Here is a 15,414-nt window from a genome sequence, read left to right as displayed (position 1 = left end):
TCAGGGGCAGGGCAGGTGCGGGTTCAGGCGGGTCCGGGCACGGGCAGGCCGCAGGTGCGCCGGGCCCGGGAGAGCTGCTCGGCGGGGTCGCCGAAGGCGCTCCAGGGCATGCGTGAGGCGTACGGCCCCATCGCCGTGAGGACCGCCCGGGCCTCGAACTCGCGCTGGGCCATGACCAGCGCGTGGGCGAGGTAGGCCAGGTCGAGCACCGGCGTGAAGCGGTAGCCGGGGATCGTGGGCAGCCAGTTGTGGTAGATCGCCAGCGCGGTGGAGCGCCACTGCGGCTGCTCCCAGACGCGGTCGGCGAGCAACTGGGTCGGGTTGTAGCTCTCCACCAGGGCCACCAGGGGCAGCAGCCGCAGCGCGGAGTCCGCGGGGGCCCGCTGACTCAGGAAGGCGGCCACGTCCCAGGCCGCGTTGACCGAGCCGCCGTAGCGGGTGAAGAAGCAGGACAGGAAGCGGTGATGTGCTTCGCGGTGCCAGGGGTCGAGGTTGAGGACGTGGGCGAACAGCCGCCAGGGGCCGGGCGGGGCGGTGAGCAGGCCGTGCGGCGCGGGGTCGCGCAGCCGGTGCAGCCGGGCCATGGCCAGTTTGGCGACCCAGGGCGTGGGGTCGTCGGGGGCAAGCGCGGAGGCCCGGTCGCAGGCGGCCAGCGCGATCCGCTCCAGTGCCTCGGCCCGCTCGTCGTGGGCGTCGGCGGCCCGCACCGCCCGCTGCACCGCCACCCGGGCCCACATCAGCGTCGCCTCGGGGGTCGGCTCCTCGGCGAGCCAGCGTTCGACCAGATCGGTGCCGGCCGCCTCGGAGGCGAGGACCAGGGAGCGGTGGGCCCGCAGGGCGAAGTCGGCGCGGGTCTCGGCCAGGGCCTCGGACGCGCTGAGATAACGGCCGGCGCGCACGTCGACGCATACGCTCGCGAGGACGCGGTCGTCGGCCGCCGGATGCCATACGTACTGCCCTTCGAATAACTCCGCGGCCATCTTCCCCTGTCCGTCCCCAGACGCATCACAGTTGCGCAGGAGGCACCTTACTCAGCGGCGGGCACACCGGGAACGCCGAATTCGACATATCGGTCAGCGGATTCGGATCACGAATCGATGATTTAGACCGGCGGCCGGCCGGTAGTTCAAGTTGTGACCTTTTCCGGGTTCCCCGGGGCCGCCGGCCGGGCCACTATGCGGCACTACTAGAATGTTTCCGGAAAACACCCCACACAGCACCACACCTCGGGAATCGCCATTCACGACCTCGCCGCCCTGCTGCGCGGGCTCCCCCCTTCCTGCGGCCCGGTCCGGCTGGTCGGCGTCGACGGGCACGCCGGCTCCGGAAAGTCCACGTTCGCCGGGCGGTTGGCCGCCGCCCTGGGCGGCGCGCCGGTCCTGCGTCTCGACGACATCGCCAGCCACGAGCGGCTCTTCGACTGGACCGGACGCCTGCTGACCGAGGTGGTCGAACCGCTGCGGCACGGCCGCACCGCGCACTACGCCCCCTACGACTGGAACGAGCGGAGCTTCGGCCCGGCCCGCGCACTGCCGCCCGCTCCGGTGATCCTCGTCGAGGGCGTCGGCGCCGGCCGCCGCGCGCTGCGCCCCCATCTGGCGCGGCTGCTGTGGATGGAACTGCCGCGCGAGGAGTCGTGGGCCCGGGGGCGCCTGCGGGACGGGGTGGGGCAGCGGGAGTTCTGGGCGGGCTGGGTCGAGGCGGAGCGCGCGCACTTCGCCGCTGACCCCTCACGGCCGTACGCCGATCTTCTGGTGCTGCAGTCACCGAAGGGGTACGAGGTGCTCACGGGGCCCGCTGGGCTTCCTGGTCCGGACCACGAAGTCACCCATCGTGACGGACCGTCCGCTGTGTGCTGAACTTGTGAAGAGCCTCGTCTTTCAACTTCTCCGAGTGCTCCAACTCCGCTTGACCCGGGGGCCGTACAGGTCTTACGTTCTCAATGTGCGGCCATTCGGAGCCGCCCTCAGTCGCGAAGCCCCCGGTTGTTCCCCCGTGATCGGGGGCTTCGTTCTGCCCGGAGCCCGTTCCACGGCCGCCGCGCGCGCCGATTCGTCACCCTGAGTCACCGGATGGTCGGCGCCCCCTCCGCCCCCACCTCGTCAAACGGCCTGTGCGGCACCCTTCGGCGGGCGGTCTCCGCGCAGGTACGATGCCCTCGGTGCGACCTTCGAACGGCTGCTTCGCGCACCTGCAACTCCGGTTCGCGGCACAGCGGTTCGACCAAGGCGGCCGTCTGGTGACTGCCCGGCGGTGAACCAACGGGGGCACGGTCTGTGGGGGACGTGATGGACTTCGGCACGCAGGGCCCCGACGCCCCGGCCGACCTCGCCTGGCTGCGAGGCGTGGACGCCTACACGATGGGCGCCTATCCGCAGGCGGAGGAGGAGTTCCGCATCGCGGTGCGGATGGATCCCGGGATGGCGGACGCCTGGCTCGGACTGCACGCGTTGCGCATCGACACGACGACCGCGCTGCTGCGCATGTTCCGGCACCGGGACCGGTTCGGGGAGCAGCGCACCCGGCACCGCCGTACCCTCAACTCCTGGTACTGGCTGGGCTGGTGGGTGCAGCCGGTGCTGGAGAGCCCGCGCGACCTGCTGCTCGCGCACGCCTCGCACTGGCTGGACGGCCGGCACGTCCCGGAGCTGGACCGGGCCCTGGCGGGTCTGCCGCCGGTGGACGCAGACGCGCAGGTCCGCTTCCTGCACGCGTGCCGGGCCTATCTCGTCAAGGACTGGGAGCAGCTGGTACGGCACACCGACCCGCTGCTCGACGATCCCATGCTCGGCATCGAGGCCGGACTGTTCAGCGGCATGGCGCGGGTCCGGCTGGAGATGTACGGGCAGGCCGAGCCGCTGCTGTCGGCGGCCCTGATGCGCTGCCGCAGCGAGCAGCCGCAGCGCAAGGAGCTGCGGTACTGGCTGGCCCGGGCGCACGAGGGGACGGGGCGGTCGGCCGCCGCGCTTCCCCTGTACCGGGCCGTGCACCGCGTCGACGCGGCCTTCATGGACACCTCCGCCCGGCTCGCCGCGATCGCCGAGGGCGACGGGTACGACGACGCGGCCGACCTCGCCTCGATCACGCTCACCGGTGCGGGCCAGGACGTCATGGACGGCCCCGACGTGTTCGATCCGCTGTTCGGCTCCGAGGGCCGTGACCTGCGGCTGCCCGAGCCCGAGCCGCCGACGGCGGGTCCCCTGCCGTCGGTGAGCGACCCCACGGTGCGCCACAAGAGCTTCGCCACCTCCTCGCCGCTGCCCGCCGGCCCCACCGACCCCGATCTGCTGGCCGAGGCGCTCGCCGAACTGGAGCGCATGGTGGGTCTGGAGCCGGTGAAGCGCCAGGTCAAGGCGCTGTCGGCGCAGTTGAACATGGCGCGGCTGCGGACCGGGCAGGGACTGCCGGTACAGCCGCCGAAACGCCACTTCGTGTTCTCCGGCCCCTCGGGCACCGGCAAGACCACGGTCGCCCGCATCCTCGGCCGTGTCTTCTACGCGCTCGGGCTGCTCGGTGGCGACCATCTGGTGGAGGCGCAGCGGGCCGATCTGGTGGGCGAGTACCTGGGGCAGACCGCCGTGAAGGCCAACGAGCTGATCGACTCGGCGATCGGCGGGGTGCTGTTCGTGGACGAGGCGTACTCGCTGTCCAACTCCGGGTACGGCAAGGGGGACGCGTACGGCGACGAGGCGTTGCAGGTGCTGCTGAAGCGGGCCGAGGACAACCGCGACCACCTGGTGGTGATCCTCGCGGGCTACCCGGAGGGCATGGACCGGCTGCTGGCCGCGAACCCCGGGCTGTCCTCGCGGTTCACGACCCGCGTGGACTTCCCCTCCTACCGGCCGCTCGAACTCACCTCGATCGGTGAGGTGCTCGCGGCGGAGAACGGCGACGGATGGGACGAGGAGGCGCTGGACGAGTTGCGGTCCATCGCCGGACACGTCGTCGACCAGGGCTGGATCGACGAGTTGGGCAACGGGCGGTTCCTGCGGACGCTGTACGAGAAGAGCTGCGCGTACCGGGATCTCCGGCTGTCCGCCTACCCCGGGGTGTTGTCCCGGGACGATCTGGCGACCCTGCGGCTCCCCGACCTGATGCAGGCCTACGGCGAGGTGCTGTCGGGGCGGGGACCGCAGGATCCGTCGGCCCTGTAGGCGCCGGCGGGATCGACCGGGTGAGGGCGGCGGCTGGTGCTGCGACCGGAAGGGTTCACCGGCTCGCGACGCCCGGCACGGCACTCCCCCAGCCTTCGGCCGGGGGTACCCCCACGCCGCGTTGTCGCATCACCCGAGTACATCCAGTACGCGGGCGACGCTCCGCCTTGCGATGTGTTCCCCCACTGCCTGAACGGCGTGGGAGGTGCCCCCCAGCACCGGACGCCGCGAGCTTCTCGGCAAACCTTTCCGGTCACAGCACTAGGTGGCCATCGCCTCCTCAGGTTCGTCGCTTGCCCGTGGCTCGGTGACGGTCGCCTCCGGTGCCCTGCGGTGCGCCGGATCCCGTACCTCGCCCACCAGGAGTTCCAGTACGTCCTCCAGGGCGACCAGGCCGAGGATCTTGCCGGACGCGTCCGCCACCTGGGCCAGATGGGTGGCCGCGCGCCGCATCACGGTGAGCGCGTCGTCGAGCGGCAGCTCGGCCCGCAGGGTCGCCATCGGGCGCCAGATGTGCTGGGGCACCGCCCGTTTCGAGTCCTCCAGGTCGAGTACGTCCTTCACGTGCAGGTAGCCCATGAAGGCGCCGCTGTCCGCCGCGACCGGGAAGCGGGAGTAGCCGGTGCGGGCCGTCAGCTCGACGATCTGCCCCGGGGTGACCGACGGAGGCACGGTGACGAGGGACTCACGGGGCAGGAGCACGTCCGTGACCGGGCGCGAGCCCAGCTCCAGCGCGTCCTCCAGGCGCTCCTGCTCCTCGGGGTCGAGCAGACCGGCCTGGCCGGAGTCCTCCACGAGGCGGTTGAGCTGCTCGCTGGTGAAGACCGCCTCGACCTCGTCCTTGGGCTCCACGCGGAAGAGCCGCAGGATGCCCTGGGCGCAGGCGCCGAGCGCCACGGTGATCGGCCTGCACAGGCGGGCGAAGGCGACCAGTCCCGGGCTCAGCCACAGCGCGGCCTTCTCCGGTGCCGCCATCGCGAGGTTCTTCGGGACCATCTCGCCGATGACGAGGTGGAAGAAGACCACCGCCGCCAGGGCGATCACATAGCCCAGCGGATGGATCACGCCGTCGGGCAGCCGGACCGCCGCGAACAGCGGTTCCAGCAGGTGGGCCACCGTGGGCTCGGCGACCGCTCCCAGGGTCAGCGAGCAGACGGTGATGCCGAACTGGGCGGCCGCCATCATCTGCGGCAGCCGCTCCAGGCCGTACAGGACCTGCCGGGCCCGGGCCGTGCCGAGCGGTTCGATCTGGCTGCGGCGCACGGAGACGAGCGCGAACTCGGCACCGACGAAGAAGCCGTTGGCCAGCACCAGCAGGGTGGCGAGGGCCAGTTGGAGGACGCTCATCGCGCTGCCTCCATGATGTTCACCACGGGGGCCGTCCGCACCAGGCGGACCCGCTCGGCGCGGTAGTGGCCGACCTGGCGGACCGACAACCGCCAGCCGGGCAGTTCGGCCCGGTCCCCGGGGGCCGGGATACGGCCGAGCAGGTCGGCGACCAGGCCGGCGATGGTCTCGTAGGGGCCCTCGGGCACGTCGAGGCCTATGCGCTGGAGGATGTCGACGCGGCAGCTGCCGTCCACGTCCCAGGCGGGGCGGCCGTCCTCGGGCGGCGCGGAGGCCAGCTCGGGCACCTCCCGGCCGTCGTGCTCGTCGCGGACCTCGCCGACGAGTTCCTCGACGATGTCCTCGAGCGTGACCACACCCGCCGTGCCGCCGTACTCGTCGACGACGACCGCGATGGGCTGTTCGCTGCGCAGCCGCGTCAGCAGGGGCTGGACCGGCAGGGTCTCGGGAACCAGGAGCGCCCTGCGGGCGATGCGGCCCACCGGGGTGCGCAGCCGGTCGCCGACCGGGACCGCGAGGGCGTCCTTGAGGTGGGCCATGCCGACGATCTCGTCGATCTTGTCCCGGTAGACGGGGAACCGGGACAGGCCGGTGGCGCGGGTGAGGTTGACCACATCCTCGGCCGTCGCCGACGACTGGAGCGCGCTGACCTTCACCCTCGGGGTCATCACGTGCTGTGCGGTCAGGTCGCCGAGGGACAGGGTGCGCACGAAGAGGTCGGCGGTGTCCTGTTCCAGGGCGCCGGCCCGGGCGGAGTGCCGGGCCAGGGAGACCAGTTCGTCGGGGGTGCGGGCGGAGGCCAGCTCCTCGGCGGGCTCGACGCCCAGGGCCCGTACCAGCCGGTTGGCCACCGTGTTGAGGGTGGCGATCACCGGGCGGAACAGACGGGCGAAGCGGTGCTGGGGGCCGGCGACGAAGCGCGCGACCTGCAACGGCTTGGAGACCGCCCAGTTCTTGGGCACGAGTTCGCCGATCACCATCTGGATCGCCGAGGCGAGCAGCATGCCGACGACCACGGCGACGCCGGACACGGCGCCGTCGGGGATGCCGGTGGCGGCGAAGGGGCCGCGCAGCAGCCGGTCCAGGGCCGGTTCGGCGAGCATGCCGACGACGAGGGAGGTGATGGTGATGCCGAGCTGGGTGCCGGAGAGCTGGAAGGACAGCTCCTTGAGGGATTCGACGACCGTGCCGGCGCGTCTGTCGCCCTCGGCGGCGGCCTTCTCGGCGTCCGGGCGCTCGACGGTCACCAGGCCGAACTCGGCCGCCACGAAGAAGCCGTTGGCGAGAATCAGCAGGAATGCCGCTCCGAGGAGCAGCAAGGGGGTGCTCATGATGCCGCCGCCTCCACGACACGGGAGGGGGCGGCGCAGGTACTACAGGACGATCCGTCCATCGCCGGAGAGGGTCACTCCTCGGGTAGCAGGAACCCCTGTGCACCGGCCGGCACGACAGGGGTGGAGGCGCAACGAGAACACCTCCGCCACCAGATTAATCAAGACACGGCCCGGTGCGGCAGGGTGGAGGTCCCCGAGTCCGCCCCGAGTCGGCCCGGAATCAGCCCTGATCCCGCTCGGGGTCGCGGGCCGCGCGGTGCTCCACCAGGGTGCGCAGGGCCCGCGCGTCGGCGACGGCACGCGCTCGGGCGATGCCCGGCTGGATGCCGAGCGCGGGCAGGCTGGTGCCGTCGCTGAGGTCGAGGAACACCCACGGGTCACCCGGGCGGAGGTTCACCCGGAGGATCTCCGCCCAGGCCAGCCGCCGTTCGCCGGCGATGTTCACCACGGTGACACCCGTGTCGTCGGCGACCACCCTCACCCGGGCCAGCCGGGCGAGCACCCAGAAGACGAGGGCCCCGGTGACGATGAAGCTGAGCCGCTCCCCCGGCCCGAGCTGTTCCAGCAGCAGCGCGACCGCGGAGATCACCAGGAAGATCGCGACGCCGGCGGTGAGCAGGATCGCGCGGGTGAGGCCGGGGCGGAAGGTGACGGGCAGGTCGGGCACGGGGGTGGGATCAGGCACCGGGGTCGGGGCGGGCATGGCCGTGCGGTCCCTCAGAGGCGGCAGGCGTGAATGGCCGTGGTCAGGATGGCCCGGGCGCCGATCTCGTAGAGGTCGTCCATGATCCGCTGGGCCTCCCTGGCCGGGACCATGGCGCGGACGGCGACCCAGCCCTCGTTGTGCAGCGGGGAGACGGTCGGGGACTCCAGGCCGGGGGTGAGGGCTACGGCCTTCTCCAGCTGCTCGACCCGGCAGTCGTAGTCCATCATCACGTACGTCCGGGCGACCAGGACGCCCTGGAGGCGGCGCAGGAACTGCTGGACCTTCGGCTCGGCGGCCTCGTCGCCGTCGGCGCCGGTGCGCCGGATGACGACGGCCTCGGACTTCATGATGGGCTCGCCGAAGACCTCCAGGCCGGCGTTGCGCAGGCTGGTGCCGGTCTCGACGACGTCCGCGATGACCTCGGCGACGCCCAGTTCGATCGCGGTCTCCACGGCGCCGTCGAGGTGGACGACGGAGGCGTCGATGCCGTGCTCGGCGAGGTGCCCCTCGACGATCCCCTCGTAGGAGGTGGCGACCGTCTTGCCCTTGAGGTCCTCGACTCCGGTCGCGGTGCCCGGCTTGGCGGCGAAGCGGAAGGTGGAGCGGGCGAAGCCGAGCGGGAGGATCACCTCGGCGTCGGCGCCCGAGTCGATCAGCAGGTCGCGGCCGGTGATGCCGATGTCGAGGCGGCCGGAGGAGACGTAGATCGCGATGTCGCGGGGGCGGAGGTAGAAGAACTCGACCTCGTTGCCCGGGTCGACGATCCGCAGTTCCTTGGACTCGCGGCGCTGCTGGTAGCCGGCCTCATGCAGCATCTCCGCCGCAGGGCCGGACAGGGAACCCTTGTTGGGGACGGCGATGCGCAGCATGTGGTCGGCTTCCTTTGTGCGAAGGGGTGGGGCGGGTGAACTGGATTACAGGTGGGCGTAGACGTCGTCCAGGGAGATCCCGCGGGCGACCATCATCACCTGGACGTGGTAGAGCAGCTGCGAGATCTCCTCCGCGGCCGCCTCCTTGCCCTCGTACTCGGCGGCCATCCACACCTCGGCGGCCTCCTCGACGACCTTCTTGCCGATGGCATGGACGCCCTTGCCGACCAGCTCTGCGGTGCGGGAGGTGGCGGGATCGCCGTGGGCGGCCTTGTGCTGCAGCTCGGTGAAGAGCTGCTCGAACGTCTTCTTGGACATGGTGACGCTCAGCCTATGCCACAGACCGGTTCCGTCAGTGCCAGGGTTCGGATACTGAGCGGAGGGTGGCCGCGGTCGCCACCGCCGCGGTGACCGCCTCGTGTCCCTTGTCCTCGCCCGAGCCTTCGATTCCGGCCCGGTCCAGCGCCTGCTCCTCGGTGTCGCAGGTGAGCAGACCGAAGCCGACGGGGACGCCGGTGTCGACGGAGACCTGGGTGAGGCCCTGGGTGACGCCCTGGCACACGTACTCGAAGTGCGGGGTGCCGCCGCGGATGACGACGCCGAGGGCGACGATCGCGTCGTAGCCGCGGCCGGCGAGGACCTTGGCGACCACCGGGAGTTCCCAGCTGCCGGGGACCCGGAGCAGGGTCGGCTCGTCGATGCCGAGGTCGTGCAGGGCGCGCAGGGCGCCGTTCACCAGGCCGTCCATCACCTTTTCGTGCCACTGCGCCGCGATGACGGCGACCCGCAGGTCTCCGACGTTGCGTACGGACAGCTCCGGTGCGCCCTTGCCGCTCACGTTCTCTCGTCTCCTAGGGGTGCGATTACTGGTTGCTGCAGGTGGTCAGGGGGGCGGTGTCCAGCCAGGGCAGGTCGTGCCCCATCCGGTCCCGCTTGGTGCGCAGGTAGCGGAGGTTGTGCTCGCCCGCCTGCACCGGCATCGGCTCGCGTCCGGTGACCTTGAGGCCGTGGCGCAGCAGGGCGTCGGCCTTGTCGGGGTTGTTGGTCATCAGGCGGACGCCTCGGACGCCGAGGTCGGCGAGGATCCGCGCGCCCGCGCCGTAGTCCCGGGCGTCGGCGGGCAGGCCGAGTTCGAGGTTGGCGTCGAGGGTGTCGCGTCCCTGTTCCTGCAGCTCGTACGCCCGCAGTTTGGACAGCAGGCCGATGCCGCGTCCCTCGTGGCCGCGCAGGTAGACGACGACTCCCCGGCCCTCGGCCTGGATGCGCTCCAGGGCCCTGTCGAGCTGGGGGCCGCAGTCGCAGCGCAGGGAGGCGAAGACGTCGCCGGTGAGGCATTCGGAGTGGACGCGGACCAGGACGTCCTCGCCGTCGCCGATCTCGCCGTGGACGAGGGCGACGTGCTCGACGCCGTCGACGGCGGAGCGGTAGCCGTAGGCCGTGAAGGTGCCGTGCACGGTGGGCAGACGGGTCTCGGCCTCGCGGCGGACGGTCGGCTCGGCGCCGCGGCGGTAGGCGATCAGGTCCTCGATGGAGATGATCGTCAGGCCGTGCTTGCGGGCGAACGGGATCAGTTCGGGCAGGCGGAGCATGCGGCCGTCCTCGCCGGCGATCTCCACGATGGCGCCGGCCGGGCGCAGGCCCGCGAGGCGGGCGAGGTCGACGGCGGCCTCGGTGTGGCCGTTGCGGGTCAGGACGCCGCCGGGCCTGGCGCGCAGCGGGAAGATGTGGCCGGGGCGGACGAAGTCGCCGGCCCCGGCGGTGCCGCTCGCGAGGAGCTGGAGGGTGGTGGCGCGGTCGGCGGCGGAGATGCCGGTGGTCACGCCGTGCGCGCCGGAGGCGTCCACGGAGACCGTGAAGGCGGTCGTCATGGACTCGGTGTTGTCGTCGACCATCTGCGGCAGTCGCAGCCGGTCCAGTTCCTCGCCTTCCATGGGGGCGCAGATCAGACCGCGGCACTCGCTCATCATGAAGGCCACGATCTCGGGCGTGACCTTCTCGGCCGCGACGACCAGGTCGCCCTCGTTCTCGCGGTCCTCGTCGTCGACGACCACGATGGGGCGGCCGGCCGCGATGTCCGCGATGGCCTGCTCGACGGGGTCGAGCGACCAGTCCTCGATGTCGTCCGTGCGGTTCGGATCCGTGCGGTGGAGAATCGGTGCCGCCGTCATGCCGGCGCTCCTTCCAGGACGGGCCGCGACGCCTTGCGGGAGCGCAGCCACCAGTCGCGCATGCCCCACAGGACGAGTGCGCCGTAGATGACGTAGACGAAGCCGGAGAAGGCGAAGCCGTTGGCGAAGTTGAGGGGCACGCCGACCAGGTCGACGAGCAGCCAGGCGAACCAGAACTCGACCATGCCGCGCGCCTGGGCGTACATGGCGACAATGGTGCCGACGAATATGTAGGCGTCCGGCCAGGGGTCCCAGGACAGGGACGGGTAGGCCTTGAAGAGAAGGGCCACGGCGACGGTGCCGACGGCGGCGGCGCCGATCAGGGCGCCGCGCTCGCGCCAGGTGGCGAAGCGCACGGTGATGTGGCCGTCGCCGCCCTGGGCCCTGCCGCGGTTCCACTGCCACCAGCCGTAGCCGGCGACGACCATGACGACGATCTGCTTGCCCGCGCTGCCGGAGAGGTGGGCGGTGGCGAAGGCGGCGAAGAGGATGAGGCCGGAGAGGAACTGGGTGGGCCAGGTCCACAGGGAGCGGCGCCAGCCGAAGGCCAGACCGAGCAGGCCGATGATGTTGCCGATCATGTCCGACCACTTGATGTGCTGGCCGAACAGGACGAACGCCTCGGAGTTGAGCCAGTTCACCGGTCGGCCCCCTGACCGGCCGCGAGCAGCCGCTCGACGTACTTGGCGATGACGTCCACCTCGAGGTTGACCGGGTCGCCGGGCTGCTTGTGGCCGAGCGTGGTGAGGGCGAGGGTGGTGGGGATGAGGCTGACGGTGAAGTGGTCGGAGCCCGCGTCGACGACGGTGAGGCTGATGCCGTCGACCGTGATGGAGCCCTTCTCGACGACGTAGCGGGCGAGGCCGGCGGGGAGCGAGATCTTGATGATCTCCCAGTTGTCGGAGGGCCTGCGCTCCAGCACCTCGCCGGTGCCGTCGACGTGTCCCTGCACGATGTGGCCGCCGAGGCGCGCGCCCACGGCGGTGGGGCGTTCGAGGTTGACGCGGGAGCCGACGGTGAGGACACCGAGGCTGGAGCGGTCCAGGGTCTCCGCCATGACGTCGGCGGTGAACTCGTCGCCCTCGTGGTCGACGACGGTGAGACAGACTCCGTTCACGGCGATGGAGTCGCCGTGCTGCGCGCCCTCGGTGACGACGGGGCCACGAAGCCGGAAGCGGGAGGCGTCGCCGAGTTCCTCGACGGCGGTGACCTCACCCAGCTCTTCGACGATTCCGGTGAACACTTCCCGGGTCCTCCTGCCTCTTGGGGCACGGACTCCGGGGCCTGTCGATGACGACAGAATGAGCGGGTTGACACACCGGGGACGACGCCGAAAAGGGACCCGTCCGGTGGGGACGAGCCCAGATACGGCGGCGCGCACACAGGAGTGACGGCCCGCCGCGCACTGCCTCCCATCCGGACTTTAACCGTCGGTCCAGGAATTTCACCTGGTCAACCGGCCGCTGGAAGCGACCGGGTCGCGGACTGTAACCGCCGGTTCGGACTTTCACCGACCCCGGAGTGCGCTGCTTCTGGTACAGGGCCAGTGTGCCACGCCCCTTCGGCGTCCATGCGGGGGACGGATGTGGGTTGGCTCACAAGCGCCGTCACTGGACTTCTCAACCCGCCCTGAACACGACACTCTTTGGTCTAGTCCTTTCGGGGTCCCGTGGACGGGCCCGGCGGTGGTGACGACGGCCCTTGCCCGCCGCCGGGTCTCCCGGACGTCAGGATCTCCCGGGCCGTCAGGGCCTCCTGGACCGACAGGATCTGGAGGACCGTCAGGGTTGCCGCACCGGCAGGATCAGCCAGGTCGTCAGGGCCTCCGGACCGCATGGCCCCGCCGGACCGTCAGGGCCTGACGGGCGGCCCGAACAGTTCGTCCTGGGCGCGCTCGCGTGCGGTCAGCAGAGCCCCGCGCAGTACGGCCGCCCCGCCGAGGCCGCCGGCCCGGACCTCGGTGGGCAGGGGCGAGATGCGGCGGATCCGCTCCTCGACCCGTTCGGCGAGTACCGCTCCCCCGGCCTGCCCGACCTCCCCGCCGAGGACCACGCACCCCGGGTCCAGGAGGGCGACCGCGGAGGCGACCCCGACGGCGACGCGGTCGGCGAGGGCGTCGAGGAAACGGGCGGCGGCCGCCGCCCCGGGCCCGGCCCCCGCCCGCTCCCGCGGCGCGTCCCGCACGGCCGTCACGGCCGTCACGGCCTCGCGCACCAGCGTCGCCGCGCCCGGTCCGTCCGGTTCGGTCGGTGCCGCGAGGCCGAACCGCCCAGCCAGTTCGGCGATCGCGGTCGCCCCCGCCAGTGAGTGGAAGCCGCCTTCGCAGTCGGTCGCCGAGGGCAGGGCCCCCGTCCCCGGCACCGGCAGGAAGCCGATCTCGCCCGTGCCGCCGGAGGCTCCGCGGCGGAGGGTGCCGTCCAGGACGACGGCGGCGCCGGTGCCGTGGCCCAGCCAGAGCAGGACGAAGGTGTCCCGGTCCCGCGCGACGCCCTCGCGCTGTTCGGCCAGGGCGGCCAGGTTGGTCTCGTTCTCGACCGTGACCCGGGCCTCGGGCAGCCGCTCCTGCAGCGCCGCGACCAGGCGCCGGTGCCAGACGGGCAGGCCGATGGAGGCGCGGAGTTCGCCGGTGGCCGGGTCGATGAGGCCCGGCGCCCCGATGCCGACGGTGTGCAGGCGCTCGGCCCCGGCCTCCTTCACGGCCCGCTCCACGGCGGCCACCGCCTGCTCCACCGCGGGCCCGGTCCCGGTGTCCCCGTCGATCGGCACGGACGCCTCGGCGAGGACCTGCCCGAGCAGGTCGGACACCAGCACGGCGACGCCCTCGGTGCGCACGTCCAGCGCGGCCAGGTGGGCCCGCTCGGCGACGATGCCGTACAGCCGGGCGTTGGGCCCCCGGCGCTGCTCCCCGGATTCGCCGACCACCGTGATCAGTCCGGACGCGGTGAGCCGTTCGACGAGGTCGGCGACCGTGGGCCGGGACAGTCCCGTCAGCTGCTTCAACTGCCCGGCCGTCAAGGGTCCCTCGTGCTGCAACAGCCGCAGGGCGAGCCGGTCGTTGATGGCCCGGGCGGTGCTGGGTGATGCGGGCATGACCGGAATCCTCCCAGACGACCGCTCGGCGGGCGGCCATAAACGCCCTATCTATCAGGCAGGGTCCCTGATAGTTTACGCGTCATTCGACGGAAGGGGCCCGGAGCATGAGTGAGGCGGGGTACGACCGGAACGAGGTCCGGCGCGCCCGGTTCGCCGTGGCGGCCGTGTTCGCCGTGCACGGCGCCGTCACCGGCTCGTTCGCGACCCGCGTCCCGTGGATCCGGGAGCACGCCTCGCTGAGCACCGGCCAGTTGGGCTTCGCGCTGGCGTTCACGGCCTTCGGCGCCTCCTGCGCGATGCCGCTGGCGGGCCGGATCAGCCACCGCTTCGGCAGCCGTACGGCCCTGCGGGCACTGATCGCGCTGTGGACGCTGTCGCTGGTCCTGCCCTCGCTGGCGCCCAACCTGTACACGCTGTGCCTGGCGATGTTCACCTACGGCGCGACCGCCGGCATGGCGGACGTGGCCATGAACGCGCTGGGCGTCGAGGTCGAGCGGCTGCTCGGCAGGTCGATCATGTCCGGGCTGCACGGCATGTGGAGCGCGGGCGCGCTGACCGGCTCGGCCGGCGGCACGCTCGCCGCGCACCTCGGCGCCGACGCCCGGGTGCACTTCGCGCTGGCCGCCGCCACGCTCACCCTGCTCGGTGTGTTCTTCTCCGGCCGGGTGCTGGACCTGCAGCCCGCCGAGGACGAGGAGCCGCCGCCGCGGTTCGCCCTGCCGCCCAGGTCGGCGCTGTTGATCGGGGCGGTCGGGTTCTGCGCGGTGTTCGCGGAGGGGGCCAGCCTCGACTGGTCCGCGGTGTTCCTGCGCGACCGGCTGGACAGCTCGGCCGGGCTCGCGGCGGCGTCGACGACGGGTTTCATGCTGACCATGGCCGTGGCCCGGCTCGCCGGGGACATGCTGGTCAACCGCTTCGGCACGGTGCGTACCGTCCGGGCGAGCGGTCTCCTCGCGGTGTTCGGCGGGCTGCTGATCGTCCTCGCCGGGCAGCCGGCGGTGGCGATGACCGGGTTCGCGCTGATGGGCCTCGGCATCGCCGTCGTCGTACCGCTGTGCTTCGCGGCGGCCGGGCACAGCGGCCCCAACCCCAGCCAGGCCATCGCGGGCGTGGCGACGATCACCTACACCTCCGGGCTGATCGCGCCCGGTCTGATCGGCGGGGTGGCCCAGGCGACCAGTCTGATGGTGTCGTTCTGCTTGGTGACCGTGCTGGCCTGCGGGATCATGGCGTTCGCGAGCGTGCTGCGGGGCGGTGGGCGCGGCGCCCGCGCCGACGTCAGCCGGCCGGCCGCAGCAGTTCCCGGCCCACGGCCCTGAAGGCCTCGCTCCACGGCGCGGGACGCAGTGTCGCCGGGTCCAGCCGGACCAGGACCCGGGTGCCCTGGCCGTAGGTGACCGCCCCGTCGGCCGAGCAGAAGCGGAAGCCGTAGGTCAGGCCGGTGGTGCCGAGCCGTTCCAGCCAGAGGTGGACGGCGTAGTCGCCGGGGCGGGTGACCGGGGCGTCGTAGCTGATCCGCAGCTCCTTGACCACGTTGCAGGCGTCACCGGCGGCCGCCCAGTCGCCGTCGAAGCGGACGCCGTGTCCGCTCCACAGGTCGGTCCAGGCGCGCTCGACCATCAGCGGGTAGCGGGCGTTGTGCAGCATGCCGAGCGCGTCGAGGTCGTCGAAGTGGACGGTGACGGGGACGAGCCGGCCGTACGACAGGGCGGGGGCGGTCGGGGCTTCGACGGTCACGGGAGG

General features: G+C 72.1%; 15 protein-coding genes and 1 riboswitch. Of the genes, 3 read left to right on the top strand and 12 right to left on the bottom strand.

The genetic code is table 11. From position 1 onward, the window contains the following. Window positions 1-23 precede the first annotated feature (23 nt). Window positions 24-980, bottom strand: a complete 957-nt coding sequence (locus ACFYMM_RS24490) for a hypothetical protein (protein ID WP_388389971.1) — start codon at window positions 978-980, stop codon at window positions 24-26. A gap of 258 nt (window positions 981-1,238) precedes the next feature. Between ACFYMM_RS24490 and ACFYMM_RS24485 the strand changes: the two genes are divergently transcribed. Then, window positions 1,239-1,859, top strand: coding sequence for a uridine kinase (locus ACFYMM_RS24485; RefSeq protein WP_388390088.1), 621 nt, complete (start codon window positions 1,239-1,241; stop codon window positions 1,857-1,859). A 429-nt stretch (window positions 1,860-2,288) separates the two neighbouring features. Further along, entirely contained in the window at window positions 2,289-4,154 is a 1,866-nt protein-coding gene (locus tag ACFYMM_RS24480; protein ID WP_388389969.1) for an AAA family ATPase, read from the top strand. A gap of 261 nt (window positions 4,155-4,415) precedes the next feature. Here ACFYMM_RS24480 and ACFYMM_RS24475 read toward each other — a convergent pair whose 3' ends face one another. From ACFYMM_RS24475 to ACFYMM_RS24430, 10 genes are all read right to left on the bottom strand, one after another. Then, the gene (locus ACFYMM_RS24475; RefSeq protein WP_388389967.1) at window positions 4,416-5,501 is read right to left on the bottom strand and encodes a hemolysin family protein; all 1,086 of its coding nucleotides are present in this window, start codon (window positions 5,499-5,501) and stop codon (window positions 4,416-4,418) included. After that, complete coding sequence (locus ACFYMM_RS24470; RefSeq protein WP_388389965.1) at window positions 5,498-6,832, bottom strand: hemolysin family protein; 1,335 nt, start codon at window positions 6,830-6,832, stop codon at window positions 5,498-5,500. Before ACFYMM_RS24470 ends, ACFYMM_RS24475 begins: the two co-directional genes overlap by 4 nt. A 223-nt stretch (window positions 6,833-7,055) precedes the next feature. Beyond that, a complete protein-coding gene (locus tag ACFYMM_RS24465) occupies window positions 7,056-7,538 on the bottom strand; it encodes a PH domain-containing protein (protein WP_388389963.1) in 483 nt (160 codons plus the stop codon). 14 nt (window positions 7,539-7,552) lie between these two features. Continuing rightward, window positions 7,553-8,410 carry an ATP phosphoribosyltransferase gene (gene hisG / locus ACFYMM_RS24460; RefSeq protein WP_388389961.1) on the bottom strand — a complete coding sequence of 286 codons (858 nt, stop codon included), beginning with the start codon at window positions 8,408-8,410 and terminating at the stop codon, window positions 7,553-7,555. A 45-nt stretch (window positions 8,411-8,455) separates the two neighbouring features. Next, on the bottom strand, window positions 8,456-8,728 hold the full coding sequence (locus ACFYMM_RS24455; RefSeq protein ID WP_059248197.1) for a phosphoribosyl-ATP diphosphatase: 273 nt from the start codon (window positions 8,726-8,728) through the stop codon (window positions 8,456-8,458). A 34-nt stretch (window positions 8,729-8,762) separates the two neighbouring features. Beyond that, on the bottom strand, window positions 8,763-9,248 hold the full coding sequence (ribH, locus tag ACFYMM_RS24450) for a 6,7-dimethyl-8-ribityllumazine synthase (protein WP_388389959.1): 486 nt from the start codon (window positions 9,246-9,248) through the stop codon (window positions 8,763-8,765). 25 nt (window positions 9,249-9,273) lie between these two features. Continuing rightward, a complete protein-coding gene (locus tag ACFYMM_RS24445) occupies window positions 9,274-10,578 on the bottom strand; it encodes a bifunctional 3,4-dihydroxy-2-butanone-4-phosphate synthase/GTP cyclohydrolase II (protein WP_388389956.1) in 1,305 nt (434 codons plus the stop codon). Next, window positions 10,575-11,219 (bottom strand): nicotinamide riboside transporter PnuC, encoded by a 645-nt coding sequence (locus tag ACFYMM_RS24440; RefSeq protein WP_388389954.1) that lies wholly within the window; start codon window positions 11,217-11,219, stop codon window positions 10,575-10,577. The genes ACFYMM_RS24445 and ACFYMM_RS24440 overlap by 4 nt, the downstream gene beginning before the upstream one ends. Next, on the bottom strand, window positions 11,216-11,821 hold the full coding sequence (locus ACFYMM_RS24435) for a riboflavin synthase (RefSeq protein WP_388389952.1): 606 nt from the start codon (window positions 11,819-11,821) through the stop codon (window positions 11,216-11,218). The genes ACFYMM_RS24440 and ACFYMM_RS24435 overlap by 4 nt, the downstream gene beginning before the upstream one ends. A gap of 155 nt (window positions 11,822-11,976) precedes the next feature. Next, a riboswitch (FMN riboswitch) is annotated at window positions 11,977-12,107 on the bottom strand. 322 nt (window positions 12,108-12,429) lie between these two features. Beyond that, window positions 12,430-13,668: an ROK family transcriptional regulator gene (locus tag ACFYMM_RS24430; protein WP_388389950.1), complete on the bottom strand. Its 1,239-nt coding sequence runs from the start codon at window positions 13,666-13,668 to the stop codon at window positions 12,430-12,432. Window positions 13,669-13,775: 107 nt separating this feature from the next. Here ACFYMM_RS24430 and ACFYMM_RS24425 point away from each other — a divergent pair, with 107 nt between their 5' ends. Continuing rightward, window positions 13,776-14,990, top strand: a complete 1,215-nt coding sequence (locus ACFYMM_RS24425) for an MFS transporter (protein ID WP_388389948.1) — start codon at window positions 13,776-13,778, stop codon at window positions 14,988-14,990. Here the strand turns inward: ACFYMM_RS24425 and ACFYMM_RS24420 are convergent. Continuing rightward, the gene (locus tag ACFYMM_RS24420) at window positions 14,950-15,408 is read right to left on the bottom strand and encodes an acyl-CoA thioesterase (protein WP_388389946.1); all 459 of its coding nucleotides are present in this window, start codon (window positions 15,406-15,408) and stop codon (window positions 14,950-14,952) included. The two genes, ACFYMM_RS24425 and ACFYMM_RS24420, sit on opposite strands and share 41 nt — an antisense overlap. Between the last annotated feature and the right edge of the window lie 6 nt (window positions 15,409-15,414).

The organism is Streptomyces sp. NPDC006739 (assembly GCF_042869815.1).
GTDB lineage: Bacteria > Actinomycetota > Actinomycetes > Streptomycetales > Streptomycetaceae > Streptomyces.
Note: the sequence above shows the minus strand (reverse complement) of the source record. Positions and strands in the feature narration are given on the sequence as shown.

What these genes read in the sequence shown, in the direction of transcription:
- ACFYMM_RS24490 (WP_388389971.1), bottom strand. Translation starts at nt 980, where the DNA reads ATGGCCGCGGAGTTATTCGAAGGGCAGTACGTATGGCATCCGGCGGCC.
- ACFYMM_RS24480 (WP_388389969.1), top strand. Translation starts at nt 2,289, where the DNA reads ATGGACTTCGGCACGCAGGGCCCCGACGCCCCGGCCGACCTCGCCTGG.
- ACFYMM_RS24475 (WP_388389967.1), bottom strand. Translation starts at nt 5,501, where the DNA reads ATGAGCGTCCTCCAACTGGCCCTCGCCACCCTGCTGGTGCTGGCCAAC.
- ACFYMM_RS24470 (WP_388389965.1), bottom strand. Translation starts at nt 6,832, where the DNA reads ATGAGCACCCCCTTGCTGCTCCTCGGAGCGGCATTCCTGCTGATTCTC.
- ACFYMM_RS24465 (WP_388389963.1), bottom strand. Translation starts at nt 7,538, where the DNA reads ATGCCCGCCCCGACCCCGGTGCCTGATCCCACCCCCGTGCCCGACCTG.
- hisG (WP_388389961.1), bottom strand. Translation starts at nt 8,410, where the DNA reads ATGCTGCGCATCGCCGTCCCCAACAAGGGTTCCCTGTCCGGCCCTGCG.
- ACFYMM_RS24455 (WP_059248197.1), bottom strand. Translation starts at nt 8,728, where the DNA reads ATGTCCAAGAAGACGTTCGAGCAGCTCTTCACCGAGCTGCAGCACAAG.
- ACFYMM_RS24445 (WP_388389956.1), bottom strand. Translation starts at nt 10,578, where the DNA reads ATGACGGCGGCACCGATTCTCCACCGCACGGATCCGAACCGCACGGAC.
- ACFYMM_RS24430 (WP_388389950.1), bottom strand. Translation starts at nt 13,668, where the DNA reads ATGCCCGCATCACCCAGCACCGCCCGGGCCATCAACGACCGGCTCGCC.
- ACFYMM_RS24425 (WP_388389948.1), top strand. Translation starts at nt 13,776, where the DNA reads ATGAGTGAGGCGGGGTACGACCGGAACGAGGTCCGGCGCGCCCGGTTC.